This is a genomic window from Streptomyces sp. NPDC046557, assembly GCF_040645975.1.
GTDB lineage: Bacteria > Actinomycetota > Actinomycetes > Streptomycetales > Streptomycetaceae > Streptomyces.
This window is the reverse complement of record NZ_JBEYZH010000001.1, coordinates 127,602-151,520: the sequence shown is the minus strand read 5'-3', so window position 1 is coordinate 151,520 and position 23,919 is coordinate 127,602. Positions and strand designations below refer to the sequence as shown.

At 72.8% G+C, this 23,919-nt stretch carries 24 protein-coding genes and 1 pseudogene; 12 read left to right on the top strand and 13 right to left on the bottom strand.

All coding sequences use genetic code 11. The features are described 5' to 3' along the window. Positions 1 to 42 precede the first annotated feature (42 nt). Positions 43 to 1,005 (top strand): MerR family transcriptional regulator, encoded by a 963-nt coding sequence (locus tag ABZ934_RS00800; protein WP_361307070.1) that lies wholly within the window; start codon positions 43 to 45, stop codon positions 1,003 to 1,005. A gap of 9 nt (positions 1,006 to 1,014) precedes the next feature. Here ABZ934_RS00800 and ABZ934_RS00795 read toward each other — a convergent pair whose 3' ends face one another. Next, the gene (locus ABZ934_RS00795) at positions 1,015 to 1,143 is read right to left on the bottom strand and encodes a hypothetical protein (protein ID WP_361307068.1); all 129 of its coding nucleotides are present in this window, start codon (positions 1,141 to 1,143) and stop codon (positions 1,015 to 1,017) included. A gap of 96 nt (positions 1,144 to 1,239) precedes the next feature. On the opposite strand from ABZ934_RS00795, the gene ABZ934_RS00790 reads away from it, so the two are divergent. Together ABZ934_RS00790 and ABZ934_RS00785 are read left to right on the top strand one after the other, a co-directional pair. Continuing rightward, positions 1,240 to 1,923, top strand: a complete 684-nt coding sequence (locus ABZ934_RS00790; protein ID WP_361307066.1) for an alpha/beta fold hydrolase — start codon at positions 1,240 to 1,242, stop codon at positions 1,921 to 1,923. A 106-nt stretch (positions 1,924 to 2,029) separates the two neighbouring features. Next, the gene (locus ABZ934_RS00785) at positions 2,030 to 2,425 is read left to right on the top strand and encodes a DUF2267 domain-containing protein (protein WP_361307064.1); all 396 of its coding nucleotides are present in this window, start codon (positions 2,030 to 2,032) and stop codon (positions 2,423 to 2,425) included. A 21-nt stretch (positions 2,426 to 2,446) separates the two neighbouring features. Here the strand turns inward: ABZ934_RS00785 and ABZ934_RS00780 are convergent, their stop codons facing one another. Beyond that, on the bottom strand, positions 2,447 to 3,325 hold the full coding sequence (locus ABZ934_RS00780) for a hypothetical protein (protein ID WP_361307062.1): 879 nt from the start codon (positions 3,323 to 3,325) through the stop codon (positions 2,447 to 2,449). 160 nt (positions 3,326 to 3,485) lie between these two features. Beyond that, on the bottom strand, positions 3,486 to 4,862 hold the full coding sequence (locus ABZ934_RS00775) for an MFS transporter (protein WP_361308641.1): 1,377 nt from the start codon (positions 4,860 to 4,862) through the stop codon (positions 3,486 to 3,488). A gap of 248 nt (positions 4,863 to 5,110) precedes the next feature. Between ABZ934_RS00775 and ABZ934_RS00770 the strand changes: the two genes are divergently transcribed. From ABZ934_RS00770 to ABZ934_RS00750, 5 genes and pseudogenes are all read left to right on the top strand, one after another. Then, positions 5,111 to 5,965 (top strand): helix-turn-helix domain-containing protein, encoded by an 855-nt coding sequence (locus ABZ934_RS00770; protein WP_361307060.1) that lies wholly within the window; start codon positions 5,111 to 5,113, stop codon positions 5,963 to 5,965. A gap of 120 nt (positions 5,966 to 6,085) precedes the next feature. Beyond that, a pseudogene (locus ABZ934_RS00765) lies at positions 6,086 to 6,646 on the top strand (DMT family transporter); the annotation flags it as partial. 195 nt (positions 6,647 to 6,841) lie between these two features. Continuing rightward, on the top strand, positions 6,842 to 7,480 hold the full coding sequence (locus tag ABZ934_RS00760) for a hypothetical protein (protein ID WP_361307058.1): 639 nt from the start codon (positions 6,842 to 6,844) through the stop codon (positions 7,478 to 7,480). A gap of 271 nt (positions 7,481 to 7,751) precedes the next feature. Continuing rightward, positions 7,752 to 10,142: an excinuclease ABC subunit UvrA gene (locus tag ABZ934_RS00755; RefSeq protein ID WP_361307056.1), complete on the top strand. Its 2,391-nt coding sequence runs from the start codon at positions 7,752 to 7,754 to the stop codon at positions 10,140 to 10,142. A gap of 158 nt (positions 10,143 to 10,300) precedes the next feature. Continuing rightward, positions 10,301 to 11,215: a DUF72 domain-containing protein gene (locus ABZ934_RS00750; protein WP_361307054.1), complete on the top strand. Its 915-nt coding sequence runs from the start codon at positions 10,301 to 10,303 to the stop codon at positions 11,213 to 11,215. Here the strand turns inward: ABZ934_RS00750 and ABZ934_RS00745 are convergent. Then, the gene (locus ABZ934_RS00745) at positions 11,194 to 11,694 is read right to left on the bottom strand and encodes an STAS domain-containing protein (protein WP_361307052.1); all 501 of its coding nucleotides are present in this window, start codon (positions 11,692 to 11,694) and stop codon (positions 11,194 to 11,196) included. The two genes, ABZ934_RS00750 and ABZ934_RS00745, sit on opposite strands and share 22 nt — an antisense overlap. Positions 11,695 to 12,138: 444 nt before the next feature. Here ABZ934_RS00745 and ABZ934_RS00740 point away from each other — a divergent pair, with 444 nt between their 5' ends. Both ABZ934_RS00740 and ABZ934_RS00735 read left to right on the top strand, forming a co-directional pair. Further along, the gene (locus tag ABZ934_RS00740; protein WP_361307050.1) at positions 12,139 to 12,660 is read left to right on the top strand and encodes a histidine phosphatase family protein; all 522 of its coding nucleotides are present in this window, start codon (positions 12,139 to 12,141) and stop codon (positions 12,658 to 12,660) included. A gap of 63 nt (positions 12,661 to 12,723) precedes the next feature. Next, a complete protein-coding gene (locus tag ABZ934_RS00735) occupies positions 12,724 to 13,455 on the top strand; it encodes an SOS response-associated peptidase (RefSeq protein WP_361307048.1) in 732 nt (243 codons plus the stop codon). On the opposite strand, the gene ABZ934_RS00730 is transcribed toward ABZ934_RS00735, so the two are convergent. From ABZ934_RS00730 to ABZ934_RS00690, 9 genes are all read right to left on the bottom strand, one after another. Continuing rightward, positions 13,400 to 14,239 (bottom strand): alpha/beta fold hydrolase, encoded by an 840-nt coding sequence (locus tag ABZ934_RS00730; protein WP_361307046.1) that lies wholly within the window; start codon positions 14,237 to 14,239, stop codon positions 13,400 to 13,402. The two genes, ABZ934_RS00735 and ABZ934_RS00730, sit on opposite strands and share 56 nt — an antisense overlap. A 63-nt stretch (positions 14,240 to 14,302) precedes the next feature. Further along, entirely contained in the window at positions 14,303 to 14,602 is a 300-nt protein-coding gene (locus ABZ934_RS00725; protein WP_361307044.1) for a DUF6479 family protein, read from the bottom strand. Between the two features lie 146 nt (positions 14,603 to 14,748). Next, positions 14,749 to 15,489, bottom strand: coding sequence for a metallophosphoesterase (locus ABZ934_RS00720; protein WP_361307042.1), 741 nt, complete (start codon positions 15,487 to 15,489; stop codon positions 14,749 to 14,751). Further along, positions 15,486 to 15,749 carry a hypothetical protein gene (locus ABZ934_RS00715; protein WP_361307040.1) on the bottom strand — a complete coding sequence of 88 codons (264 nt, stop codon included), beginning with the start codon at positions 15,747 to 15,749 and terminating at the stop codon, positions 15,486 to 15,488. Before ABZ934_RS00715 ends, ABZ934_RS00720 begins: the two co-directional genes overlap by 4 nt. A 24-nt stretch (positions 15,750 to 15,773) precedes the next feature. Continuing rightward, positions 15,774 to 16,445, bottom strand: coding sequence for a nucleotidyltransferase family protein (locus ABZ934_RS00710; protein ID WP_361308639.1), 672 nt, complete (start codon positions 16,443 to 16,445; stop codon positions 15,774 to 15,776). Positions 16,446 to 16,722: 277 nt separating this feature from the next. Beyond that, positions 16,723 to 17,517: an SDR family NAD(P)-dependent oxidoreductase gene (locus ABZ934_RS00705; RefSeq protein WP_361307038.1), complete on the bottom strand. Its 795-nt coding sequence runs from the start codon at positions 17,515 to 17,517 to the stop codon at positions 16,723 to 16,725. Positions 17,518 to 17,591: 74 nt separating this feature from the next. After that, entirely contained in the window at positions 17,592 to 19,058 is a 1,467-nt protein-coding gene (locus ABZ934_RS00700) for an ornithine decarboxylase (protein WP_361307036.1), read from the bottom strand. A gap of 104 nt (positions 19,059 to 19,162) precedes the next feature. Further along, positions 19,163 to 20,887, bottom strand: coding sequence for a SpoIIE family protein phosphatase (locus tag ABZ934_RS00695; RefSeq protein WP_361307034.1), 1,725 nt, complete (start codon positions 20,885 to 20,887; stop codon positions 19,163 to 19,165). A gap of 226 nt (positions 20,888 to 21,113) precedes the next feature. Next, entirely contained in the window at positions 21,114 to 22,100 is a 987-nt protein-coding gene (locus ABZ934_RS00690; protein ID WP_361307032.1) for an LLM class F420-dependent oxidoreductase, read from the bottom strand. 264 nt (positions 22,101 to 22,364) lie between these two features. Here ABZ934_RS00690 and ABZ934_RS00685 point away from each other — a divergent pair, with 264 nt between their 5' ends. Next, positions 22,365 to 22,910 (top strand): 2Fe-2S iron-sulfur cluster-binding protein, encoded by a 546-nt coding sequence (locus ABZ934_RS00685; RefSeq protein ID WP_361308637.1) that lies wholly within the window; start codon positions 22,365 to 22,367, stop codon positions 22,908 to 22,910. Further along, entirely contained in the window at positions 22,907 to 23,917 is a 1,011-nt protein-coding gene (locus ABZ934_RS00680; RefSeq protein WP_361307030.1) for a xanthine dehydrogenase family protein subunit M, read from the top strand. The genes ABZ934_RS00685 and ABZ934_RS00680 overlap by 4 nt, the downstream gene beginning before the upstream one ends. Positions 23,918 to 23,919: the final 2 nt, after the last annotated feature.

Below are 23,919 nucleotides of genomic sequence, written 5' to 3'. Positions count from 1 at the left end.
CCCTACGCTAAGAGCTCCCGCGCGCTGGAGGTTCAAGGTACTGTGACGGACGACACATGGAGCATCGGTGAACTCGCGGCCGGCACGGAAGTCCCGGTGAAGACCCTCCGCTACTACTCCGACAGCGGTCTCCTGCCGGTGGCCGGCCGTAGCACCGGTGGTCACCGGCGCTACGGTCCCGAGGCGTGGGAACGCATCCGTCTCATCAGACGCCTACGGGCGCTGGACACTCCGATCGCGACCATCACGCAGGTGGTCACCGGCGAATGCTCGCTCGGCGAACTGGTCGCGACCGAGCTCGAACTGGTGCAGGAACGACTGACCGAACTGCGGTGGCGCCAGGCCACGCTCAAGGCCCTGGACGACTGCCCGAGCGAGGAACGGCTCCGGCGTCTGGAGATCCTCTCTCGCGTCCAACGGCTCCCGCAGGCGCACCTCACCCTCACCGAACACTGGTACCGCGAGCTGTCCGCGGCCATGCCCAAGCGTCGGCTCGACATCATGATCGCCATGCTGTCCCCCGGACCGCCGCAGGACCCCGATCCGGCTACGGCCCTTGCCTACGCCGAGCTTCATCTGCTCATCTCCACTCCCGACTTCACCCGCTGGACCGAGGACCACGACGAGGAGATGCGGGACGGCCCGGCGTTCTACGGGGAGATCGACGAGGCGGCCGCCCTGACGGCCGCCGCCGTGACCCGGGGTCTGCCGCCCTGCGCCGGGGACGCGGTGAACGCCTTCGTGTCCGCCCACGCACGAGCCCGGCGGGAGTCTGACACCCCCGCCTTCCGCGCCTACCTGCACGGGCTGGTGTCGAGGTCGTCTGCCTTCGACCCCCGCCTGGAACGGTATTGGGCCCTGGTCGGCACTGCCACGCGCGGCCGCGTACTGGACATGACGGCGGCGCACAAATGGCTGACGGACGGGCTGTCCATGTCGATTGCCGACGCCGCCCGACCGCAGTCCTCTCCACCGGCGGTCGGCGGGCAAGGCCCGACCAGTTGACGCGCTCTCTCAAGGCGCGGCGGCCTCGGGGGTCGTGGTGAGGTGGGTGAGGTGGGTGCGCAGGGCCGTTGTGCAGTCGTCCGGGCTCAAGAGTTCGGGGTGGAGTACGGGCTTTCCGGCGCGACGGCCGCGCGGCACCGAAACGTTCCTGCGGTGAAAGATCGCACCCAGTCGGGTGAGCGCATCCCCCGGACCGCGCTGCCGGGCCGGGTGGCTCCGCTACAACCTGGCGGCGTGAACCCCAACCGCCTGCGGGCCGTGCCCGCCGCCCTCCTAGCCTTCGCCGCGTTCGTTCCCCAGGCCGCCGCCGCACCGTCGGCGCCCGTCACGGCCGAGCCCGATCCGATCGTCTTCGTACACGGATGGAACAGCGACGGTTCCACGTGGGACACCATGGCCTCCCGCTTCCGCTCCGACGGCCGGCCGGCCGCTCTGCTGGACCAGTGGAGCTACCCCACCAGCCAGTCCAACGCCACGACCGCCCGCGGGCTCGCCGCCGAGATCGACCGCGTCCTCGCCGCCACCGGCGCCGCCAAGGTGGACCTGGTCACCCATTCCATGGGCGCCCTTTCCTCCCGCTACTACCTCAAGAACCTCGGTGGGGACCGCAAGGTCGACGCGTGGGTCTCCCTGGCCGGCCCCAACCACGGCACCGGCAGCGCCTACTTGTGCGGGGGCGCGTCCTGCGCCGAGATGCGTCCCGGCTCAGCCTTCCTCAACGAGCTCAACGCCGGCGACGAGACGCCCGGTTCCCCGCGTTACGCCACCTGGTGGTCGCCGTGCGACAGCATCATCAGCCCCGACAGCAGCACCGTCGCCCTCAGCGGCGCGGTGAACACGGAGACCGGGTGTTTGCAACACATGGACTTCCCGGTCGACGCCAGGATCTACGAGGAGGTCAAGGCCCACCTGCGCTGAGCGGGCCGGGAGGAATCCCCGGGTCGGCCGGCGTCTGCGCGGGGCGGTCCGGGGCAGGCTCGCGCTGTAGCGAGCACGAAACGGACATCGACGAAGGAGGCCCACCGTGCCCATCGCATGGGACGAGTACCTGGCGCACGTCCAAGAGCGCGGCCAATACCCGACCGCACGGGAAGCCGCGCGTTCCACCCGCGCCGTGCTGGCCACCCTGGGCGGCCACCTCGCGGACCGGGAGCGCAAGGAACTCGCCGCCCAGCTCCCCGCCCCCTGCTCGCCGCCGCTGCTGGAGGCCGTCCCGGCGACGGCTCCGCTGGCTCCGCCGGAGTTCGCGGGAGCGGTCGCGCTCCTGATCGAGGGCGCGACCCCTGACACCGCCCACTGGGACAGCGGCGCGGTCCTCAGCACCGTGGCCGACGTCGTCGACGCGGACGTGCTGCGGCGTGCGCTCGCCCAACTCCCGCCGGGTTACGCGTTGCTGTTCGGCCGCGCGGATCCGGTCTGACGCGGCGGCCCGCCCGTCCGGCTACGACGACGCGGGGGCGGGCACCGCCGCGGGAGCGGTCGCGGTGTCCGTGTCGGGCTCGGCGACCGCGTCGGACACCGGCCCCTCGGCCGCCGGGCCGGCCGCGGCGGCCTGGAGGGCGGTGTACATCACCGATCCCTGCCGGTGCTCCTTCTCGATCTGGCCCTTCTTGACCAGCCCTTCCAGGGTGTTGCGGACGACCTGGCCGGAAGCCGCCCGACCGGGGTGCGCCTGCGTCAGTTCGGCGGCGACCTCGCTCACCATGCGGGGTTCCGCGGCCCGGACCAGCAGGGCGTGGACGAGTTCGCGCAGCGGGGGCTCGTCCGTCCTCGCAGGCTTCCCGGCCTTGACGGCCGTCTTCTCGGCCTCGACGGACGGCTTCGCCTGGACGATCCGCTTCGGCTTGTCGACGGTGGCCTTGTCGGAAGCGGCCTTGCGGACGACCGGCTTGTTCGCGCCGGCCTTGTCCGAGGCGGGCTTACGAGCGGTGGACTTGCGGGCTACCGCCTTGGACTCCGTACCGGAACCGGCGGTCACGGAGGGCGCCTTCGGCGGCGTCGCCTTCCTCGCCCGCCCCGTACCGGCGGTGCTCTTCTTGGCCTGCCGGGGCCGCGGAACGGCTCCCTGTTCCGGCGTCGAGGTCTTCGCCGGAGTCTGCGTCGGCGCCGGGACCGGGGGCGCGGTGTCACCGGCGGCGGGCAGCACGCCCTGGGCGCCGCAGAGCCACCTCTCGTCCGCCTTGAGCCGGCTCAGACGTTCTTCGAGTTCCCCGATCTGCGCGGTGAGGTCCGCCTGTTCCTTGCGGTTGGTTTCGAGATCGGCGGCGAACCGCTGCGCGTACAGGTTGTGGATGGGCGTGGTGACAGGCTCGTCGGCCATGTGCGGCTCACTTTCCTCATACCTCACGGTGGTGCTGTCGGATGCTACCCAGCCGCAAGCCCTTCTTTACCCGAAAGTCGCAGTGTTGCTCCTCGCCATCGCCGGCGCGGTCGGTCCTACGGACCCCCGACAACCCCCCGGGGCCCCTCCCCGGTCGGGATCACCGCATGACGCGCGGGAGGCGGAGGCTGAGCAGGACCGTCAACACGATGAGGCCCAACTGCACCAACAGGGTCGTCGTGAGGGCGTCCCGCATCCCGATCGCGGGGGTGAGAGCGAGGAAGAGGCTGCCCAGGGTCGCGACGCCCAGGGCCAGCGCGGACTGCTGCGTGGTGATCATGACCCCGCTGCCCACCCCGGCCCGGTCGGCGGGCACGTCCGACATCATCAGCCGCATCAGCACGGGCAGTTGGAGCCCCTGACCCAGACCGGCCACCGCGACGCCCGGTGCCAGTGCGAGGAGGTTGAGCTCCGACCAGTCGCGCAGGACGGCGAGGAGCAACAGGCCGATGCCGAGGGCCTGGAGCACACCGCCCACGGTGACGACCCGGCTGCCGTACCGCCCGATCAGCCGCGGTCCGGCCAGCGAGGCCGCGAAGAAGGCGACCGCCATCGGCACGAGCGCGAGCCCCGCCGAGACCGGCCCCATGCGCAGCCCCTGCTGCAGCGTCACCGCGATGACGAACATGAATCCGCTGAAGCCGATCGAGAACGGCACCACCATCAACAGGCCGCGCCGCAGCGATTCCAGTCGCAGCAAACTCGGGGGGACCAGCGGCGTCCGGCCGAGGCGGTCGGCGCGGCGCTCGGTCACGTAGAACGCCGTGGCCGCGAGGGGGAAGACACCGAGCGAGACCCACGTCCAGACGGGCCAGCCCGCCGCCCGGCCCTCGGTCAGCGGCAGCAGCAGGGACACCAGCGACAGGGCCAACAGCAGCGTTCCGGGTACGTCCACCGAGGCGGGCCGGTGGGAACGGGTCTCCGGAAGGGCGCGGACGGCGAGCACCAGCCCGACCAGTACGACCGGGACGTTCACGAGGAACACCGAACGCCAACCGGAGCCGGCCACGTCGGCGGCCACCAGGACACCGCCGAGGATCTGTCCGGCGACCATGGAGAGTCCGGCGGTCGCCCCGTAGAAGCTCATGGCCCGGGCGCGGCGCGGCCCGTGTGTGGTGGCCTGGATGGTGGCGAGCACCTGCGGCAGCATGAGCGCCGCCGAGGCCCCTTGGGCCACCCGCGCCGCCACCAGCGTCCACGCGGTGGGGGCCAGGCCGCAGGCCAGGGAGGTGATGCCGAAGGCGGCCATGCCGGCCAGGAACAACCGGCGGCGGCCGATCGTGTCACCGAGGCGCCCGCCGAGGACCAGCAGCACGGCGTACGTGACGCCGTAGCCGCCGACGATCAGTTCCAGCAGCGCGGGGCCGGCGGCGAGGTCGCTGTCGATGGCCGGCAGCGCCACGTTGACGATGAAGAAGTCGATCAGGGGGAGGGCCGCGCCCAGCAGTACGGTGAACAGGCCGAGGGTCCCCAGCACCGCTTCGTGGCGGATGACGGGAACGGCGGCGGGCGCGGGGGCGGAGGCCCGGGCGGTGACCGGGGTGGTGGCCCGGCCCGTCGGGGTCGGCGAGGACGCGGGGTCGGTGCGTACGGTCGCTTCGATTGCTTTGGTTGCTTCGCTCACGAGGAAGACGATCCACCCGTGCTCAGCCTGGTACCAGAGTCTCTTTATCCTGGTACCGGGAGTACCTGGCAACCGGCTGCGCGGTGCGCCATCCTGGACCCATGACCACTGTGGCCCCGGACAGCGACATGCGCCGGCACGAACTGGCGGACTTCCTGCGCAGCCGCCGAGAGCGCATCACTCCCGAACAGGTCGGCCTCGTACGCGGCCGCCGCCGGCGCACCCCGGGACTGCGCCGAGAGGAAGTCGCGCAGCTCGCCGCGGTCGGGGTCACCTGGTACACCTGGCTGGAGCAGGCGCGCGGGATCCAGGTGTCCCCGCAGGTGCTCGACGCGCTGGCCCGCGCCCTGCTGCTGGACCGCAGCGAGCGCTCGCACCTGTTTGCCCTGGCCGGCAGCACCGATCCGGCGCCTCTCACCCCCTGCCCGAGCGTGACGCCCGCCCTGCGGGCGATGCTCGACCAGATGGATCCGATCCCGGCCGCCGTACAGAACAGCCGGTACGACATCCTCGCGTACAACATGACCTACGGGAGGCTGCTGTGCGACCTCGACCGGGTGGCGCCCGAGGACCGCAACTGCATGTGGCTGGCCTTCACCGACCCGGACTGGCGTGACGCCGTGGTGGAGCTGCCCGAGACGAACCGGTTGATGGCGGCCAAGTTCCGGGGGTCGATGGCCGAGCACCTGGCCGAGCCCGCCTGGAAGTCGCTGCTGGCGCGACTGGAGGCGGCGTCGCCCGAGTTCCGGGAGATCTGGGCGCGGCACGAGGTGGTCGGTCAGGGCGGCAAGTCGAAGTACATCCGCAACCGCCACGTGGGTCTGCTGCACCTGGAGCACACCAACCTGTGGCTGGGACCCGCCGCCGGCCCGCGCCTGGTGGCCTATGTCCCGATGGACGCGGAGACCCGCGAACGCCTCGAACACCTTCGGTCCCTCACGCCCGCCCTGGCCTGACCGGCTCCCGACCCGACCGGCGCCCGATCGCCCCGCGACCGGTACGTGTCGCAGGGGCGGGGCGACGGAGTGCGCGGTGAGGATCGGCGTATGGGCTTCGTACTGCCGGTCTCCTTCGCGCGGATGCCCGGGGCGCTGTGGCGCGCCGTGGCGGGGGTGGTCGCGGGTCTCGCGATCGTGCTGGTGGCCGCCTCGCCGGCCGGGAACCGTACGCATGTCCCGCTCGATCGTTGGACTCTGGCCCTGGCGTCGTGCGCGGCGGCGGTCGCCGTGTCGGCCGTGGTCGGACTGCGGCGACCGCCCGGCCGGATGCGGGCCGGCTGCCTCGGCGCGGCCACCGCCGTCTGCTACGCGCTCACGGCCGCCCTGATGAAGTCGGCGATGCACGTGCTCGACGAGCGTGGTGTCGTCGGGTTCCTGACGACCTGGGAGACGTACGCGTTCGCCGCCAGTGGGATCTGTGCGCTCTTGTTCCTCGAACACGCCATGCAGGGCGGCCCGTTGGTCGCCTCGCAGCCGGCGCTGACCCTCGGCGACGCGAGTGTGAGCGTCGCGCTGGGGGTGTTGCTGTACGAGGAGCACGTGCGCACCCATTGGTGGTTGCTGCCCCAACTGCTGGGCGTGGGCCTGATCTGCGCCGGCGTGTTCGCCCTGGCCAGGGCCGGGGCGGCCGTCGAATGACGGGCCGCCGGTTCAATGGCGCGTGTGCCCGGCCGCCGTCGAACGGGTCCGAGGCCACCGAATTCCGCCGGGAACGGTCGGCGTTCTGCGGCTGCCGCGCCGCGTGCGCACAGGCGGGCGTCTGGACCGCACCGGAACGTGGTCGGGGAAACCGCAGGCGGTCGGCGGGCGTCCCCAGGTGCGGGGGTGGTGGTCGTGGTGGACGGAGCGCGACGGATACGCAGGGTCGGTACGGCCCTCCTGCCGGTGGCGGCGGCCGCCGCCGTGTACGGGTGGGCGAGTTGGTGCTTCGCGGGCTCTTCGGCGCCGTCGGGTGCCTTCGCGGTGGTGGGCGGGGCGGTCCTGATCCTCCTCGCCTGCGCCGCGTACTGCGTGCTGGTCGGCGCCACCGGCGGGTTCTTCGGGGCGCTGACGCTGTCCCTGGGGACGCTGCTGGTGGTCGCGGCCGCCGATCAGGCGGCGGAGCGGCCCGCCGTCGCCCGCTGCGCGGTGCGCGAGGTCCACACCAAGGTGCAGAGCTCCGCCGGTGAGGGCGCCCCGCCCGAGCGGACGGTGTACCGCTTCGTGCTCGGTTGCCCCCGCGGATATCCGGCCGAGTTGAAGGAAGACCGGGCCGTCGCGGCCGTCGGTCAGGAGATCCGGGTCGCCTACGATCCCGCTCGCCGGGTCTCCCCGGAGTCGGAGGGGGAGACGGCGCCCTGGAAGGCGGCGTCATGGGCCGCCGTCCTGCTCGCCCTCAGCGTGACGATCGCCTGGGCGAAACGGGCCCCGGACCGGGAAGGCCGACCCGCCTCACCGGGCACACCACCACCACGTTCCCTGCGCTATAGTTGACCTTGAGCTCGGGGCCGCGAAACGCGGCTCGGGGAACATGCGTTGGTGGTCCAAGGAAAGACACCCCACTTCCCGTGGGGGGATGCAGGTGCAAGGCCTGCCCAGCGCTCGATCAAGGCCCCGGCCTCCTCATGGAGACCGGGGCCTTTTGTCATGCGCCACAGGGCACCCCCGCCCGCGCGACCGGTCAGGAATGGAGAAGCGGAACCCGTCTCCCGCCCGTAGCGTGACCCGCATGGACACCGGTCGCGAGGATGGAGAAACGAGAAGCATGGCCACGAGGACGGACCGGCGCGCACCGCACGTTGCCGACAGCCACGACGTGATCCGCGTGCACGGCGCGCGCGAGAACAACCTCAAGGACGTCAGCATCGAGATCCCCAAGCGCCGGCTGACGGTGTTCACCGGCGTCTCCGGCTCGGGCAAGAGCTCCTTGGTGTTCAGCACGATCGCCGCCGAGTCGCAGCGGCTGATCAACGAGACGTACAGCGCGTTCGTCCAGGGCTTCATGCCGACGTTGGCCCGACCCGAGGTCGACGTGCTCGACGGGCTGACGACCGTGATCACCGTCGACCAGCAGCGGATGGGCGGCGACCCGCGCTCCACCGTCGGTACCGCCACCGATGCCAACGCCATGCTCCGCATCCTCTTCAGCCGGCTCGGCGCGCCCCACATCGGCCCGCCCGGAGCGTACGCCTTCAACGTCCCCTCCGTCCGGGCGAGCGGCGCGATCACCGTCGAGCGCGGAACCAAGAAGGCGGTGAAGGCGACCTTCAGCCGCACCGGCGGCATGTGCCCGCGCTGCGAAGGCCGCGGCACGGTCTCCGACCTCGACCTCACCCAGCTCTACGACGACTCCAAGTCGCTCGCCGACGGTGCGGTCACCATCCCCGGATACGGCACGGACGGCTGGAACATGCGGCTCTACAAGGAGTCCGGTTTCCTCGACCCGGACAAGCCGATCCGCAAGTACACCAAGCGGGAACTGCACGACTTCCTGCACCACGAGCCGACCCGGATGAAGATCGCGGGCATCAACATGACCTACGAGGGGCTGATCCCACGGGTCCAGAAGTCGATGCTCTCCAAGGACAAGGAGGCGATGCAGCCGCACATCCGGGAGTTCGTGGACCGGGCGGTCACCTTCACCACCTGCCCCGAGTGCGACGGCACCCGCCTCAGCGAGGGCGCCCGCTCCTCGAAGATCAAGGGGATCAGCATCGCCGACGCCTGCGCGATGCAGATCAGCGACCTCGCCGACTGGGTCCGCGGCCTCGACGAGCCCTCGGTGGCGCCGCTGCTCGCCGCGCTGCGCCAGAGCCTCGACTCGTTCGGGGAGATCGGCCTCGGCTACCTTTCGTTGGACCGTCCGTCCGGAACGCTGTCGGGCGGTGAGGCGCAGCGCGTCAAGATGATCCGCCACCTCGGCTCCTCGCTGACCGACGTGACCTACGTGTTCGACGAGCCCACCACCGGCCTGCACCCCCACGACATCCAACGGATGAACGACCTGCTGCTGCGGCTGCGGGACAAGGGCAACACGGTGCTCGTGGTGGAACACAAGCCGGAGACGATCGCGATCGCCGACCACGTCGTGGACCTCGGCCCCGGCGCCGGGACGGCCGGCGGCACCGTCTGCTTCGAGGGCACCGTCGAGGGACTGCGGACCGGTGGCACCGTCACCGGTCGGCACTTCGACGACCGGGCCACCCTCAAGGAGAAGCCGCGCACGCCCACCGGCACCTTGGAGATCCGCGGCGCGACGACGCACAACCTCCAGGGCGTCGACGTCGACATCCCCCTCGGGGTGCTGGCCGTCGTCACCGGCGTCGCCGGCTCCGGCAAGAGCTCCCTCGTGCACGGGTCGCTGGTCAAGGGCCGGGGCTCCGTCGACACGGGTGTGGTGTCGGTCGACCAGGGTCCGATCCGCGGCTCGCGGCGGAGCAACCCCGCGACGTACACCGGCCTGCTCGACCCGATCCGCAAGGCGTTCGCGAAGGCCAACGGGGTGAAGCCGGCCCTGTTCAGCTCCAACTCCGAGGGCGCCTGCCCCACTTGCAACGGCGCCGGGGTGATCTACACCGACCTGGCGATGATGGCCGGCGTCGCCACCACCTGCGAGGAGTGCGAGGGCAAGCGGTTCCAGGCGTCGGTGCTGGAGTACCGCCTCGGCGGGCGCGACATCAGCGAGGTCCTCGCGATGTCGGTGACCGAGGCCCAGAAGTTCTTCGGCGAGGGCGACGCGCGCACCCCGGCCGCGCACCGCGTCCTCGAACGGCTCTCCGACGTCCGTCTCGGCTACCTGAACATCGGCCAGCCGCTCACCACGCTCTCCGGCGGAGAGCGGCAGCGGCTCAAGCTGGCCACCCACATGGCGGAGAAGGGCGGCGTCTACGTCCTCGACGAGCCGACCGCCGGACTGCACCTCGCCGACGTCGAGCAACTGCTCGGTCTGCTCGACCGTTTGGTGGACTCCGGCAAGTCGGTGATCGTCGTCGAGCACCACCAGGCGGTCATGGCGCACGCCGACTGGATCATCGACCTCGGCCCGGGCGCCGGTCACGACGGCGGCCGGATCGTCTTCGAGGGCAGCCCCGCCGACCTCGTCGCCGCCCGCTCCACCCTCACCGGCGAACACCTCGCGGCGTACGTGGGAGCCTGAGTGCCACCAGGGCACGCCGGCCGGCGGCGCGTCAGGCGGTGGCGGCCGTGGCGCAACGACGCCGACCCCGGACACGGTTGGCTGCGTGAACGGGTCCGGGAAAGTCGGGGCCCGACGGCGTCGCGGGGTAGACGGGCCGCGACGAAGGGACGGCCGAGATGGGCGAGATGTTGATCGGGACGTGTTCCTGGACGGACAAGGCGCTCGTGGGCAGCGGGTGGTACCCACCCGGGCGACGCGACCCGGAAGGGCGATTGCGGCACTACGCCGAACGGTTCCCCGTCGTGGAGGTCGACGCCGGCTACTACGCGCTCCCCAGCGTGCGCAACAGCGTCCTCTGGGCCGAGCGCACCCCGCCGGGCTTCCGCTTCGACGTCAAGGCGTTCTCCCTCCTCACGGGCCACCCGACACGCAAGGCCGCGCTGCCCGCCGACCTCCGCGGCCATGACACCGGCGACCCGGAATTGCTCGACGAGGTGTGGCACCGCTTCGGCGCGGCCCTACGGCCGCTCGGGGAAGCCGGCCGGCTGGGCGCCGTGCTGTTCCAGTTCCCGCCCGGTTTCCGCCCCGGCACACGGGCGGAAACCGTCCTCCACGACACCAGGAAGCGGGCACCGGGTTGGCCGATGGCCGTGGAGTTCCGCCACCCCGACTGGTGGCGCGACGACCGGCGGGGGCGTACGGAGGCCCTGTTGAGGGACCTGGACGCGACCGCCGTGGCCGTGGACACGGCCCAAGGGCTGCCCACCTCGATCCCCGCGGTCACGCCGGTCACGTCCGCCCGGCTCGGGGTGGTCCGCTTCCACGGCCGCAGCGCCGCCTGGGGGACCGGCAGCAAGGAGGACCGCTTCCGGCACACGTACACACGGGACGAGCTGAGCGGATGGCTACCGCGCCTGCGCTCCCTGGCGGACCGGGTCGACGAGCTGCACGTCCTGTTCAACAACTGCTGCGGCGACGCCGCCGTGCGCGCCGCCGAGACCCTGCGCGGCCTGCCGGGCCCGTACGGACAGGCGGACGGGACGGCTCACGCCGTACCCCGCGACCGCCGTCAGAGCGTCTCGCCCCCGTGATCGGCGCCCACGCCCGAGGCGGCCGCCGTGCCCGACGCCGTGTCTCCGTCGGCATCCGCCCGCGACGCGGCCTCCACCTCCGCCTGGGCCTGCGCCGATCCGAGGAAGCGCTCCAGTTCCGCACGGTCACGTGTGTCCTCGCGCACTTCGGAGACCCCTGGCGAGCGCTGCGATCCGGTACGCAGGGCCCCGAGTCGGGCGGCGACGTCGAGCAGGCGCCGCGGCTGGTCCTGCCAGCCCTCGATCCGGACCGACGCGCCCGAGGCCCGCGTCAGGCGGCGCAGCCCCAAGAGGAACCGCAGCCCCACCAGGTCCATGAACGGGACACCGCTCATGTCCAAGACGACCGGCGCCCCGGCGGGCAGGGACGCGAGCACGGCCTCCAGGTCCACCCGCGACGTCTGGTCGATCTCGCCGGCGGGCCTGATCCGCACGGAGCCCTGGGCCGTGCGCTCGACGGTGATCTCGAAGGAGTCCATGACGATCTCCTGCCGGGAGGTCCTCGTGGCGGTGCCCGTACCTGGTCGTTGCCTGTATCTGTCATAGAGCACCTCCGCCGGGGTGTGCAAGCGGCCTCCGCCGCCGGTTTCCCCGGTCGGCTACCCGCCCGCTCCGCGACGGTCCGGCGTCCCCACACGGTTGACCGCGACCGGTTCCTCCGCCACCCGGGTCCGGGCGACGACTTCCCGGGCACCGGCGGACGGGCCCGCCGGCAGGCCCGACCGCGCGAGGTCCCGCGCCGCGAGGTGGCACGTCGCGACCTATCCTGAAAACGGCGGCCGGCAGCGCGAGCGGCCTCCCGGCCGCCGGGCCAGGCCACGGGCGCGCACCCCTCTCCGAACCACCGCGCCCGCGCGCCGGCTCAGCGCCCCGGTGACGACGCGGCCGACCCCCGAGGCCGGCGCAGGCGGGAGGATCGGACCGTGCCGGAACAGGGTGAACGCCGGATCGTGCTGGTCCGGCATGCCAAGGCGGTGCCCAAACACGTCACCGAGGACTTCGAGCGCGCGCTCTCCGATCGGGGGTGCCACCAGGCACCCCGGGCGGGTGACTGGCTGGAGCGGTCCGGCTTCGCCGTGGACCTGGCTCTGTGTTCCTCGGCCCGGCGGGCCCGCCAGACCTGGCAGCTGATGCTGCCGCGGCTGAGCGCACCACCTCCCACGCTCTACCAGGCCCGCCTCTACGAAGCCGAGGCGCACGATCTGCTCTCCGCCGTGACGGAGGCGGCGGCCGAGGTGAGCGGCCTGGTGCTGGTGGGCCACAATCCGGCCGTCCACGACGTCGCCAAGAGCCTGTGCGGCGGCGGCCCGAAGAAACTCGTACACCGCCTGCGGACGGCCTTCCCCAAGTCCGCCGTGGCCGTGCTGACCGTGGACGGCGGTTGGGACGGCGTCGCGCCCGGCGCGGCCCGCCTGGCCGCGTTCTGGGCACCCGGCGACGACTGACCGGACCCGCCCGGCCTGCGCGGCAGGCGCCCGTCACCGCGCCGCCGGTGGCACAGTGGGTGCATGTGTGGCCGTTACGCATCCACCCGCGCCCCCGCCGACCTGGCCGACCTCTTCGAGGCCCGCTGGGACCCGCGCGAGACGCTCGCCCCGAGCTGGAACGTCGCCCCCACCGACCCGGTCTGGGCCGTCGTCGAACGCAAGGACCGCGCCACCCACGCCGTCGAGCGCACGCTGCGGGCCGTGCGCTGGGGCCTGGTGCCCTCCTGGGCCAAGGACCCGGGCGTCGGCGCCCGGATGATCAACGCGCGCGTGGAGACGGTCCACGAGAAGCCGGCCTTCCGCCGGGCGCTCGCCAAACGCCGGTGCCTGCTGCCCGCGGACGGCTTCTACGAGTGGCGGACCGAGCCGACCGGCAACGACGGCAAGACGTACAAGCAGCCCTACTTCATCCGGCCCGAGGACGCCTCCGTGATGGCCATGGCCGGCCTGTACGAGTTCTGGCGGGACCGCGGCGTCGCCGACGACGACCCGGCGGCCTGGCTCGCCACGGCCACCGTCATCACCACCGAGGCCGCCGACGCGGCCGGCCGCATCCACCCCCGGATGCCCCTGGCCCTGGACCCCGCGGACTACGGGGCCTGGCTCGACCCCGCCCACCAGGACGTCAACGCCCTCCGGGCCCTGCTGCACACCCCGGCCGACGGCCGGCTCGCCGTCCGGGCGGTGTCCACCGAGGTCAACAGCGTCCGCAACAACGGGCCCCGCTTGCTGGAGGACGCCCCCGCCCGGTGAGGAAGGCGGCGGCACGCTCCCCCCACGCGGCGACCTCGGCCCGGGTACGGGCGACGTGCAGTTCCGCGTCGGGCAGCGACCGGGCCAGGGCCCGCGCGGTCGACAGCGGATGCCCGGGATCGCCCTCCCAGGCGAGGACCAGGGCGGGCAGGCGCAGCGCGGCGAGCGAGGCCGGCGGGGGCAGGTCCGAGAGCGCGAGCCCCCGCAGCACCGCCGGCAGGACCCGCTCCGAGGGCGTGGGCGGGAACTCGGGGACATCGGCCATCACCGGCGGGCGCGGCCGCTCGGCCCTCGCGGCGAGCCAGGCGCCGACGCCCCGGCGTTCGACGGTCTCGGCTGCCGACCGGTTCGCCCGCGCGTACGCCGCCCGCGTCGTCCACGCGGTGGGCGGGATCAGCAGCACCAGCGCCGAGAACCGTCCCGGCTCCCGGACGGCGGCGTGCAGCACGGTGGCGCACCCCATCGAGGAGCCCATGGCGTCGGCGCGGCCGGCGTCGCCCAGGTGGTCGAGCAGGGCCAGCAGATCCCGCGCGAGGCTGTCGTAGGTGTAGTCGGTGTCCACGGCCGCGCCGTCGGATCGCCCGTGCCCCCGGGCGTCGTACCGCACCAGGCGCCGCCCCGCACGCAGGAGCGGCGCCCAGTCGAACAGGCCCATCCGGTCCTCGACGTCCCGGCTGACGAAACCGCCGTGCGCGTACACGGCGAGCGGGCCTTCGCCGAGGTCGTCGTAGACGAGTTCGGCCCCGCGACATCGGAAGCGGCCCTCGCGGCCGGTCGCGCTCATCTCCGGTTCCTCGGGGCGGGTTCCCTGTCGGGCCTCCGTCTGGCTCTCGTGTCGGCTCCCCTGTCAGGACCGCCCGTCCTCGGGCGAGCCGAAGTTGCCGTAGCCCTTGAGTTCGTGTGCCGTACGCCGGCTGCCGTCCGAGGGGAACGTCTGCGCCTCCGCCTCACGGCGCTCCTCGGGACGCCCGGCGCCCGCCGGCCGGCGGGGCTGCTCGCCAGGGGTGGGAGGCTTCGGCTCGGCGGCGCGTCGTTTCATGCCCCACCACACCGCGCCGATCAACAGGACGACGACGATCACGCCGACCGCCGAGGCGAAGGCGGTTCCCGAAGCGCTCATCGCGAGCGCGGTGGCCGAGTTCATCATGGAGCCGTTTCCTTTCGTCGGGCGCCGCCCCGGGCCGCCTGCGGTCCGGGGGCGGGCGTCCTCTTCTCCCACGGCGCGGCTGCCCGCCGTTCGACGGGTGAAACGGCCGGGGCCGCGGGGGGTGGAACGGCTCGGGCGGGGCGTGGTCAGTGCCGGGAGTGCCCGTTCGGGGAAAGGTGGTAGACGGCGAACGCCCGGTCGATGACGGGCATCGCGACGTTGCGCACCCGGATGCCGCCGGCGGTCATCCCGTGCTCCTTGCCCGCGTGCGCGTGGCCGTGGACGGCGAGGTCGGCGCCCGCCTCGTCAACGGCCTCCGCCAGCAGGTAGCTGCCGAGGAACGGGTAGATCTCCCTCGGTTCCCCCGCCAGGGTGTCCTCGACAGGGGAGAAGTGCGTCAACGCGATCCTCAGGGCGCATCCGGCGCCGCGCAGGGCGTCGAGCGAGGTGCGCAGACTCTCCGCGCTGCGTCGGGTGTACTGGACGAACGACTTCATCTCGGGTTCGCCGAACTCACTGGCACAGCGCCCGGCGAAGCCGCCGCCGAAGCCCTTGGTGCCCGCCACACCCACCTTCGTCCCGTCGATGTCGAGCACCACGCTGTCGCCTTCCAGGACGTGCACGCCGGCCCGGGCGAGTTCCTCGGTGACGGCGGCTTCCTGGTCGCTCTGGTAGTCGTGGTTGCCCAGGACCGCGGCGACCGGGACGGGCAGCCCGGCCACTTCGTGGGCGACGACGCGGGCTTCCTCGGCGGTGCCGTGCCGGGTCAGGTCCCCGGCGAGCAGCAGCAGGTCGGCATGGCTGCCGAGGGTTTCGAACGCCGGCCTCAGTGTCCCCTCGCTGCCCGGTCCGAGGTGGATGTCCCCGACGGCCGCGACGCGGATCATGACAGCTCTTCGGAGTGGTCGGGCGGTGCGGCGCAGTTGACCGTCAGGTCCTGGTGCCAGGCCACGCCCGCGAGTTCCTCCTCGACGATGCGCAGGACCTCCGCCCGGCAGTCGGCGCTGGTGACACACCCCGAGAGGTGGGCGGTGGCGCCGTGCATCTCGATCCGTACGCCCAGCTCCGCGATGTCCTCGCGCGCCAGCCGGTCGCGCAGGTGCTGGATGCGGTACTCGATCGGCTCGGCGGTGTTCATACCGTTCATGCGGCTTGTCCCCTCACTGCGCCCTCACTGTGCCCTCGATCCGCTCATGACCTTGATGCCGTTCGTGCCTTCGGGGTCGTCCGCCTCGGCGGCCGTCTCCCGGGCTCCGCTCGGCGCGATCACCCGCAGCCGTTCGAGCAGGTAGAAGAACGCGTCGGCCAGGGGCGCGTCGCGGTGGTCCCGGTACATCCGGTCCCAGTCGATCTGCTCGCGCAGCATCCGGGCCATCGGCAGCAGGTCGCCGAAGTCGCAGTAGTGCTCGCACAGCGCCGCGAGCCGGCTGTCCATGAGGTCGGTGGGGGCGAGGACCGGCATCCACACCGAGTCCACGGGCAGCACCACCGCGCGGTCGAGCAGTTCCCTGCTCACCGGACGGCGGGCGAGTTCGAAGATCAGGTCGATCTCCTCACCGCCCGAGCGGCCCTTGACCAGCCAGTCCTCGGGAGCCTGGCGCATGGAGATCCCGCCCTCCTCCAGCGCCTTGATCACCGTGTCGGCGTCCTCGCGCATGACGCAGAAGTCGGTGTCGTGCTGGAAGCGCGGCGGCAGGCCGTGGGCGAAGGCGGCGACACTGCCGGCGAGCGCGAACCGCTGTCCCGATGCCTTCAGCAGCGCCGCGACCCGTTTGGTGGTCTCCAAAATGGCCTGCGTGTGGTCGTGCGGCAGGGGCCCGTCGCTCGGGGTGGGGCCGCGCAGCTCCCCGGGCCGGGCGACACCGGCGCCGCGTCGGGCAGAACGGTTCTTCGCAGAGTGGCTCACTGCAATCACTCGTCCACTGGCTCGTTCCTGAGCGGCCGCGGGGTGTCCGTGGCCGCGGAGGCCGGCAGTCAGTCCTCACCGCGCACGATATTCCACGGGGGGCCGCCGCGCGCGGGCTCGTCGACGGCCACACCTCCCTCGGCGCCTTGAGCGCTGTCGTGAAAGGCGGGTACCCCCTGGACGCCGTGTCACACGCCCGGCCGCGGGCGTAGGTTCAGCGCCCGCCGCCGGGCTCCGCCATGCGGTGGTGCATGAGGGCCTTGAACCGGTCCGGCAGGACGCGGTTGGCGACCGCGCCCTGGAGCTTGGTCTTCATCGAACCCGCGACGATCTTCTGCCGGCCCGTGGTCATCGCCTGGTATCCCTGCTCCGCGACCAGGGCGGGGTTGTCCTTCTTCGCACGCCCCACGCGGGTGTCGAGCATGTGGGCCCGCCGGAAGAAGTCCGTGGCGGTGGCGCCGGGCATCAGGGCGGTGACGGTCACGCCGGTACCCCTCAGCTCGTCGCTCAGGGCCTGGCTGAACGACTGCAGGAAGGATTTCGACGCGTTGTAGACGGCCTGGTAGGGCCCGGGCATCGTGGAGGCGATCGACGAGGTGATCAGGACCCGGCCGGAACCCCGGGCCACCATGTCCGGCAGTAGCCGTTTGGCCAGGTGGACGGTGGCGGTGACGTTGAGGTCGATGATCCGGGCGTCGGCCGAGAGGTCGGTGTCCAGGAAGGCACCGCCGTGTCCGACGCCGGCGTTGAGGGCGAGCGCGCTGACCGGGCGGCCCAGGGCGGAGATCTCCCGGCACAGGGTCTCCACCCCGTCGTACAGGGCGAGGTCGGCGCGCACCGCCGTGACCTCCGTGCCCTGCTCGCGCAGTTCCTCCGCCGCGAGGGCGAGGCCGCCGTCCTCGGCGGTGACGAGCAGGTCGTATCCGTGTCCGGCGCATACGCGGGCGAGTTCGAGGCCGATGCCGCTGGAGGCGCCGGTGATGACGGCCAGAGGGCGATTGTTCTCCATGTGGCTGCGGCTACCCGGTGTCCGTACGGGTACGCCCCGGCCGGCGCCGTACGTCGGCGGCCGGGGCGGTGCGGTCAGTCCTCTGCCGTCACCCGGATGCTCTTGACCTCGCTGTCGGCGGCGTCCGGTACGACCATCCCCGCCTCGACGCCCGAGCGCAGGTACCGCAGCACCTCTTCCGTCAGCCGGTCCCCGGGCACCACCACGGGGATGCCGGGCGGGTACGGGGTCAGCATCTCGGCCGAGATCCGGCCCACGGCCCGGTCCAACGGAACCTGCTCGGCCGGGCCGAAGAAGGCGTCGCGGGGCAGCGCGGCGGACTCCATCCGCAGTCCTTCGGGGTCGGGGACGTCCACCATGCGGGCCGGGCGCAGGTCGTCCGCGTGCTCGGCCAGGTCCCGCAACGCCTCCAGCAGCCGGTCGGCTGTGTCCGGTCCGTCGGCGTGCGTCAGCTGGGCGCTGATCCGACGGTGGTCCGACAGGTGCAGGTTGATCTGATGGTGCTCGCGGAGCCAGTCGGCGGCCCGGTACCCGGTCGTCCGGAGTTCGGTGATGTCGATGATGATCTGGAGGGGGTCGAGGTCGAAGGCCCGGCCCGGACCGCAGAAGTCCTCGCGGCCGTGCACGTGCATTCCGTCGATCTCCGCGATCCGCTTGCGGACGGATTCCGCCAGCGCCAGTGCGTCGTCGTAGAGGGCCCGGCCGTGCTCGACCATCTGCCGGCGCCAGCCGTCGAGGGCGGCGTAGATCAGGACCGAGGGGCTCGTGGTCCCCAGCAGGTCCTCGCGGCTCTTGAGCACCTCCGGCTTCACGAGGTCACCCTGGAGGTGGAAGACGGAGCCCTGCTCCAGCCCCGAGCCCATCTTGTGCACGGAGGTGACGCACACGTCGGCGCCCGCGTCCATCGCCCAGGTCGGAAGGTCGGGATGGAACGGCAGGTGCGCGCCCCACGCCTCGTCCACGATCAGCGGTTTCCCGTGTTCGTGGCAGATCCTGGCGATCGCCGCGAGGTCGGTGGACGTCCCGTACGGCGTCGGACTGGTCACCAGGGCACCTTTGACGTCCGGATGCGCGGCGAAGGCGTCGGCGAACGCCTGCGCGGACGGTGGGTGCGCGAGGTGGCGCTCGGGGTCCCAGCTGGGTTCCACCCATACCGGTCGGATGCCGGAGAGGATGAGCCCGGAGACCACGGCCTTGTGGGCGTCGCGGCCCACGAGCAACTCCTCGTGCGGCCCGGCCACCGACAGCATGGCCGACTTGACCGACAGCGAGCTGCCGCAGGTGGAGAAGAAGGCGTGTTCGGCGCCGACGGCTTCCGCCATGAGCTCCTGGGCCCGCTCCAGCACCCCGTGGGAGGACGTGCGGTCGTCGAGCCCGCTGGTCGCGAGGACGTCGGAGTGGAACACCGCGTCCCCCAGCACCGCGCGGACCCGGGGATCCGCACCGCGCGCCTGTTTGTGTCCGGGCGGCGTGAAGGGGGTCTGGCCACTGGAGTGATAGGCCGCGAGGGCGTCGAGAACGGGAGCTTCTGACTGGTCCATGCGTCGCGCCTGCCCGGCCGGCACGACGCGAAACGAAGTGCGCTGCCGGGACCGCCCGGACGGCGGAAACGACCGAAGCCGCCCGGGCCCCCGACGGCCGTGGTTCAGTCGAGTCGGATCGCGAGCAGGCAGGCGTCGTCCTCGTGGTCCTCGGCGGGATCGGCGGACATCACCCGATCGAGGGTCTCCCGCACCCCCAACCCCGCGCAGGACTCCAAGACCTTGCGCAGGGAGTCGATCCCGTACGTGATGTCCTCGCCGCGCCGCTCCACCATGCCGTCGGTGTACAGCAGCAGCAGGTCCCCGGGGTGCAGCCGGACGGTCGCCGTCGCGTACTCGTGCCCCGGCAGCAGGCCGAACAGCGGTCCCCGGTGCTCCGTGTCGAGCGTCGTGGCCGTGTGCCCGCGCAACAGGAGGGGGGCGGGATGCCCGGCGCTCGCCCACCGCAGGTTCCGCTCGGCGTCGATGTGGCCGATGATCCCGGTGGCGGTCTCGGCGGCCGGATCGGAGCAGAGCAACTCGTTCAGCCAGGTGGTCAGCTGCCCCGCATGGGTGCCGGGGGAGTGCGCCAGGCCCGCGAGCGCGTGGCGCTGCTGCGCCATCCGGGCCACCGCCTCCAGCCCGTGGCCGCACGCGTCCCCGATCGCGAGCAGGATGCGACCGTCCGGCAGCAGGCGGCACTTGTACCAGTCGCCGCCGACCGAGGCGTCCTCCTCCGCCGGCAGGTACGCGGTGGCGACCGAGATGCCCAGCGCCTCCAGCTCGGCGGAGTGCGTGGGCAGCAGGGCCTCCCTGAGCGCGGACGCCACCCGGTGCTCGGCCGCCGCCTCCTCGCGCAGGCGTTCCGTCTGGCGGCGGGTCGCGGCCAGCCGTTGCCGGCTGCGGACCTGGGCGGTCAGGTCGCGTGCGATGAGCCGCAGCAGCCAGGGGAGCCCGTCCGTGTCGATGACCGGGTGACCGACGAGGGTGAGCGTGCGGACCTCGCCGAGCACCGTGAACCGGACCTCGGTGCCCGGCGGTTCCTCCCCGTCGAGCAGGGCGGTCATCAGCTTCGCGAACCGCGGGATGTCCTCCGGCAGCACCGCGTCACACATTTCCGTCAGGGACAGCGGGCGCGCCGGATCGGTGCGGAAGATCGACGCCAGGCCCTCGGACCAGACGACCGCTCCCGACAGCAGGTCCCAGGTGCCCCACCCCATCGAGGCGATGTACTGGGCGTCGAGCGACATCGTCTCCGTCCGGTTCAGGGCCGGACGCCAGGTCGTCAGCACCCTGTCCCCGCACGAGGCGGCGTCGTACAGCAACTTCGTGCGGTGCAGCCCGTCACGGTGCTGTTCGGTGTAGTCGACGGCGTACGAGTGGACGGCGCGCCCGGTGTCCAGCACCCCGGTCAGCGCGCTCAGCAGGCCGCCCGCCGCCGCGCCGGGCTGTACCTCCAGCAGCCGTCGGCCCACCTGGGTGTCGGGCGTGTCGAGCCACTGCGCCGAGCGGACGTGGTTGCCGGCGCGGACCGTGAAGTCGACGACCCGGCCGTCCTCGTCGCGCACGGGCGCCAGGAGCGCCGCCGACACCGGGACGGCGGGCAGTGCCGCGCAGACGCAACCCCAGGGGTCGTGACCGTCAGGCCCGTCGGAGTCGTCGGGGGAGCAGGAGTGCGAGGCCCCCTCGCCCCCGCCGCACGGGCAGCCGGCCGAGGTCCCTTCGGACTGCGGGGCCGCCTCGTCCCGGCGCACTCCCGCGTCACGGCGGGCGGTGGCGCGCAGCGCCGCGACCTCGCGCGCGATGAGCAGCTTGAGGGAGGCGGGGTCCTGCGGGACGACCGGGGTCATCCGGTGACACCGCCGGGCCTGGGAGCCGCGGGACGTCCGCGGCCGGTGCGGGGGTTGCGACGCACGACGCGCCTCCTTCGATCGGGGTCGGGATTGCGAGCGGGCCCCTGCCCGCCCGGTCCGTCGTACACCCCTTTCCCCGGCACATCCGGGCCGTTCGGCCCGGTGTTCCGGGACATCGGTCCCACGTCCCCCATCCGGAGGGGCCCCCGCCCGGAGCGGTTCCTCACCCGGAGGGATTGTCGGCCCGCAACTCGCGCAGCGCGGGAAGCAGGGTCGTCCGCGACCACTCCAGGAACGGTTCCTGGTGTTGGCCGCCGACCTGGACGAGGGCCACCTCCGTGAATCCGGCCTCCACGAAGGGACGCACGGCGTCCACGAAGACGTCCACGTCGTCCCCGCAGGGGACGGAGTCCGCGATGTCCTCGGGGCGCACGTGCTGGGCGGCCTGGTCGAAGGCGGCCGGTCCGGGCAGCTCAGCGTTGACCTTCCAGCCTCCCGCCGACCAGCGGAACTGCTCGTGGGCCCGCTTGACGGCCGCGTCACGGTCGGGGTCGTAGCACACGGGCAACTGGCCGACGCGTGGCTTTCCGGCGCCCCCGGCCCGGTCGAAGGCGTCCAGCAGGTCCCGTTCGGGCTCGATGGCGATCACCAGGTCGGCGAGTCGCCCCGCGAGGTCGCAGGACTTGCTTCCGGAGACCGCGATGCCGATGGGCGGTGGATCGGCCGGCAGGTCCCACAGCCGGGCGTTCTCCACGTCGAAGTAACGGCCGTGGTGGTTGACCGAACGGCCCTCGAAGAGCCCCCGGATGATCTCGACGGCCTCTTCCAGCATCTCCAGCCGGACGTGCGCCGCGGGCCAGCCCGGACCGACCACGTGCTCGTTCAGGTTCTCGCCCGAACCCAGGCCCAGCCGGAACCGGCCGCCGGACAACAACTGCATGGTGGCGGCCTTCTGGGCGACGACCGCCGGGTGGTAGCGCATGGTCGGACAGGTCACGTACGTCATCAGCGGGATCCGCGAGGTGGCCTGTGCCGCCGCGCCGAGGACGCTCCACGCGTACGGGGAGTGCCCCTGCTCCTTCAGCCAGGGAAAGTAGTGGTCGGAGGTGACGGAGAAGTCGAAACCCGCCCGCTCCGCGCCGACCACGTGCTCGACCAGTTCCCGGGGTCCGGCCTGCTCGGTCATCATCGTGTACCCGATTCGCACCATGGGCCGCGTCTTACCGGTCTGCCCATCCGCGAAACCTGCCCGTCGGCCGTATGGGGGAGGCCCGGGGAGGCGGCCGGGGCGTGCGGAGCGCGCGGGCGTGCGAGAGGCCAGGCTGGGCAGGGAGAGGGATATTCCCTCCCCAAACGGACGACAAGGGAGTTCGTCGTGGCCCACGCAACCGACCCGCCCGCACCCCGGCCGGCGCGCGGCGCCGACCCCGGACCGGCGCCGGGCACGCCCGGGGAACCGGTCGAGCGCTCCCGCGTGACCCTGCGCGTCAACGGGATCCGGCACGACCTCGACCTGGACCACCGCGTCACGCTCCTCGACGCCCTGCGCGAGCAGCTCGACCTGACCGGCGCCAAGAAGGGCTGCGACCACGGGCAGTGCGGCGCCTGCACCGTCCTGGTGGACGGCCGGCGGGCCAACGGCTGCCTGCTGCTCGCCGTCGCCCTCGACGGCTGTGAGGTCACCACCGTGGAAGGCCTCGCCGCCCCCGACGGCGCCCTCCACCCCCTCCAGCGCGCCTTCGTCGAACACGACGCCTTCCAGTGCGGCTACTGCACCCCCGGCCAGCTCTGCTCCGCCGTCGGCGCGCTCCGCGAGGCCGCCGCCGGACACCCCTCGCACGTCACCCCCGTCGCGACCGCCACTTCGGGCGGACCCGCCGCGCTGAGCGCCGAGGAGATCAGGGAACGGCTCAGCGGGAACCTGTGCCGCTGCGGCGCCTACCCCGCGATCGTCCGGGCCGTCGCCGACGCGGGCGCGGACGCCGCGGCCACCCGGACCGGTACGGACGTGATCGCGTGAAGCCCTTCGCCTACGTCCGCGCCACCGGCCTCCAAGAGGCCGCCGACGCCTACGCCGCCCACCCCGGCTCCCGCTACCTCGCCGGCGGCACCAACCTCGTGGACCTGATGAAACTGGGCGTCGAGGCCCCCACCGCCCTCATCGACATCACCCGCCTCCCCCTGGCGGAGATCACCGAACTCCCGGACGGCGGCCTGCGCGTCGGGGCCATGGTCCGCAACAGCGACCTGGCCGCCGACCCGCGGGTGCGCACCCGCTACCCGCTCCTCAGCCAGGCGCTGCTCGCCGGCGCCTCGGGCCAACTGCGCAACGTCGCCACCACCGGCGGCAACCTGCTCCAGCGCACCCGCTGCGGCTACTTCCAGGACCCCTCCAAGCCCTGCAACAAGCGCGAACCCGGGAGCGGCTGCGGGGCCCGCGACGGCATCCACCGCGACCACGCGGTCCTGGGACACTCCGAGCACTGCATCGCCACCAACCCCTCCGACATGGCGGTGGCGCTCGCCGCGCTGGACGCCGAGGTCGAGCTGTACGGCGGGCCGGACGCCACCCGGACCGTCGCGGCCGGCGAATTCCACCGGCTGCCCGGCGACCACCCCGAGCAGGACACCGTCGTGCGCCCGGGGGAGATCATCACCGGGGTGTCGCTGCCCGCCGCGGCGCCCGGCGCCGTCTCGCTCTACCGCAAGGCCCGCGAACGCGCCTCGTACGCCTTCGCCCTCGCGTCGGTCGCCGTCGTCCTCGAACTCGACGACGGCCGGGTACGGCGGATCGCCCTCGCCTTCGGCGGCCTCGCCCACCGGCCCTGGCGGGCCGCCACCGCCGAGGAGCGGCTGACCGGCGTCGCGCCGCACCCCGACACCGTCCGCGCCGCCGTCGACGCGGAACTCGCGCAGGCCGAACCCCTGCGCGACAACGCGTACAAGGTCCCCCTCGCCCGGAACCTCGCCTGCGACGCCATCGCCGCGCTGGCCGGTACGCACCCCCGTTCCCCCGCCACGTCGTAGGC

What these genes read in the sequence shown, in the direction of transcription:
- ABZ934_RS00715 (WP_361307040.1), bottom strand. Translation starts at nt 15,749, where the DNA reads ATGAACGGTATGAACACCGCCGAGCCGATCGAGTACCGCATCCAGCAC.
- ABZ934_RS00725 (WP_361307044.1), bottom strand. Translation starts at nt 14,602, where the DNA reads ATGATGAACTCGGCCACCGCGCTCGCGATGAGCGCTTCGGGAACCGCC.
- ABZ934_RS00755 (WP_361307056.1), top strand. Translation starts at nt 7,752, where the DNA reads ATGGCCACGAGGACGGACCGGCGCGCACCGCACGTTGCCGACAGCCAC.
- ABZ934_RS00770 (WP_361307060.1), top strand. Translation starts at nt 5,111, where the DNA reads ATGACCACTGTGGCCCCGGACAGCGACATGCGCCGGCACGAACTGGCG.
- ABZ934_RS00690 (WP_361307032.1), bottom strand. Translation starts at nt 22,100, where the DNA reads ATGGTGCGAATCGGGTACACGATGATGACCGAGCAGGCCGGACCCCGG.
- ABZ934_RS00720 (WP_361307042.1), bottom strand. Translation starts at nt 15,489, where the DNA reads ATGATCCGCGTCGCGGCCGTCGGGGACATCCACCTCGGACCGGGCAGC.
- ABZ934_RS00695 (WP_361307034.1), bottom strand. Translation starts at nt 20,887, where the DNA reads ATGACCCCGGTCGTCCCGCAGGACCCCGCCTCCCTCAAGCTGCTCATC.
- ABZ934_RS00705 (WP_361307038.1), bottom strand. Translation starts at nt 17,517, where the DNA reads ATGGAGAACAATCGCCCTCTGGCCGTCATCACCGGCGCCTCCAGCGGC.
- ABZ934_RS00780 (WP_361307062.1), bottom strand. Translation starts at nt 3,325, where the DNA reads ATGGCCGACGAGCCTGTCACCACGCCCATCCACAACCTGTACGCGCAG.
- ABZ934_RS00745 (WP_361307052.1), bottom strand. Translation starts at nt 11,694, where the DNA reads ATGGACTCCTTCGAGATCACCGTCGAGCGCACGGCCCAGGGCTCCGTG.
- ABZ934_RS00735 (WP_361307048.1), top strand. Translation starts at nt 12,724, where the DNA reads ATGTGTGGCCGTTACGCATCCACCCGCGCCCCCGCCGACCTGGCCGAC.
- ABZ934_RS00750 (WP_361307054.1), top strand. Translation starts at nt 10,301, where the DNA reads ATGGGCGAGATGTTGATCGGGACGTGTTCCTGGACGGACAAGGCGCTC.
- ABZ934_RS00730 (WP_361307046.1), bottom strand. Translation starts at nt 14,239, where the DNA reads ATGAGCGCGACCGGCCGCGAGGGCCGCTTCCGATGTCGCGGGGCCGAA.
- ABZ934_RS00700 (WP_361307036.1), bottom strand. Translation starts at nt 19,058, where the DNA reads ATGGACCAGTCAGAAGCTCCCGTTCTCGACGCCCTCGCGGCCTATCAC.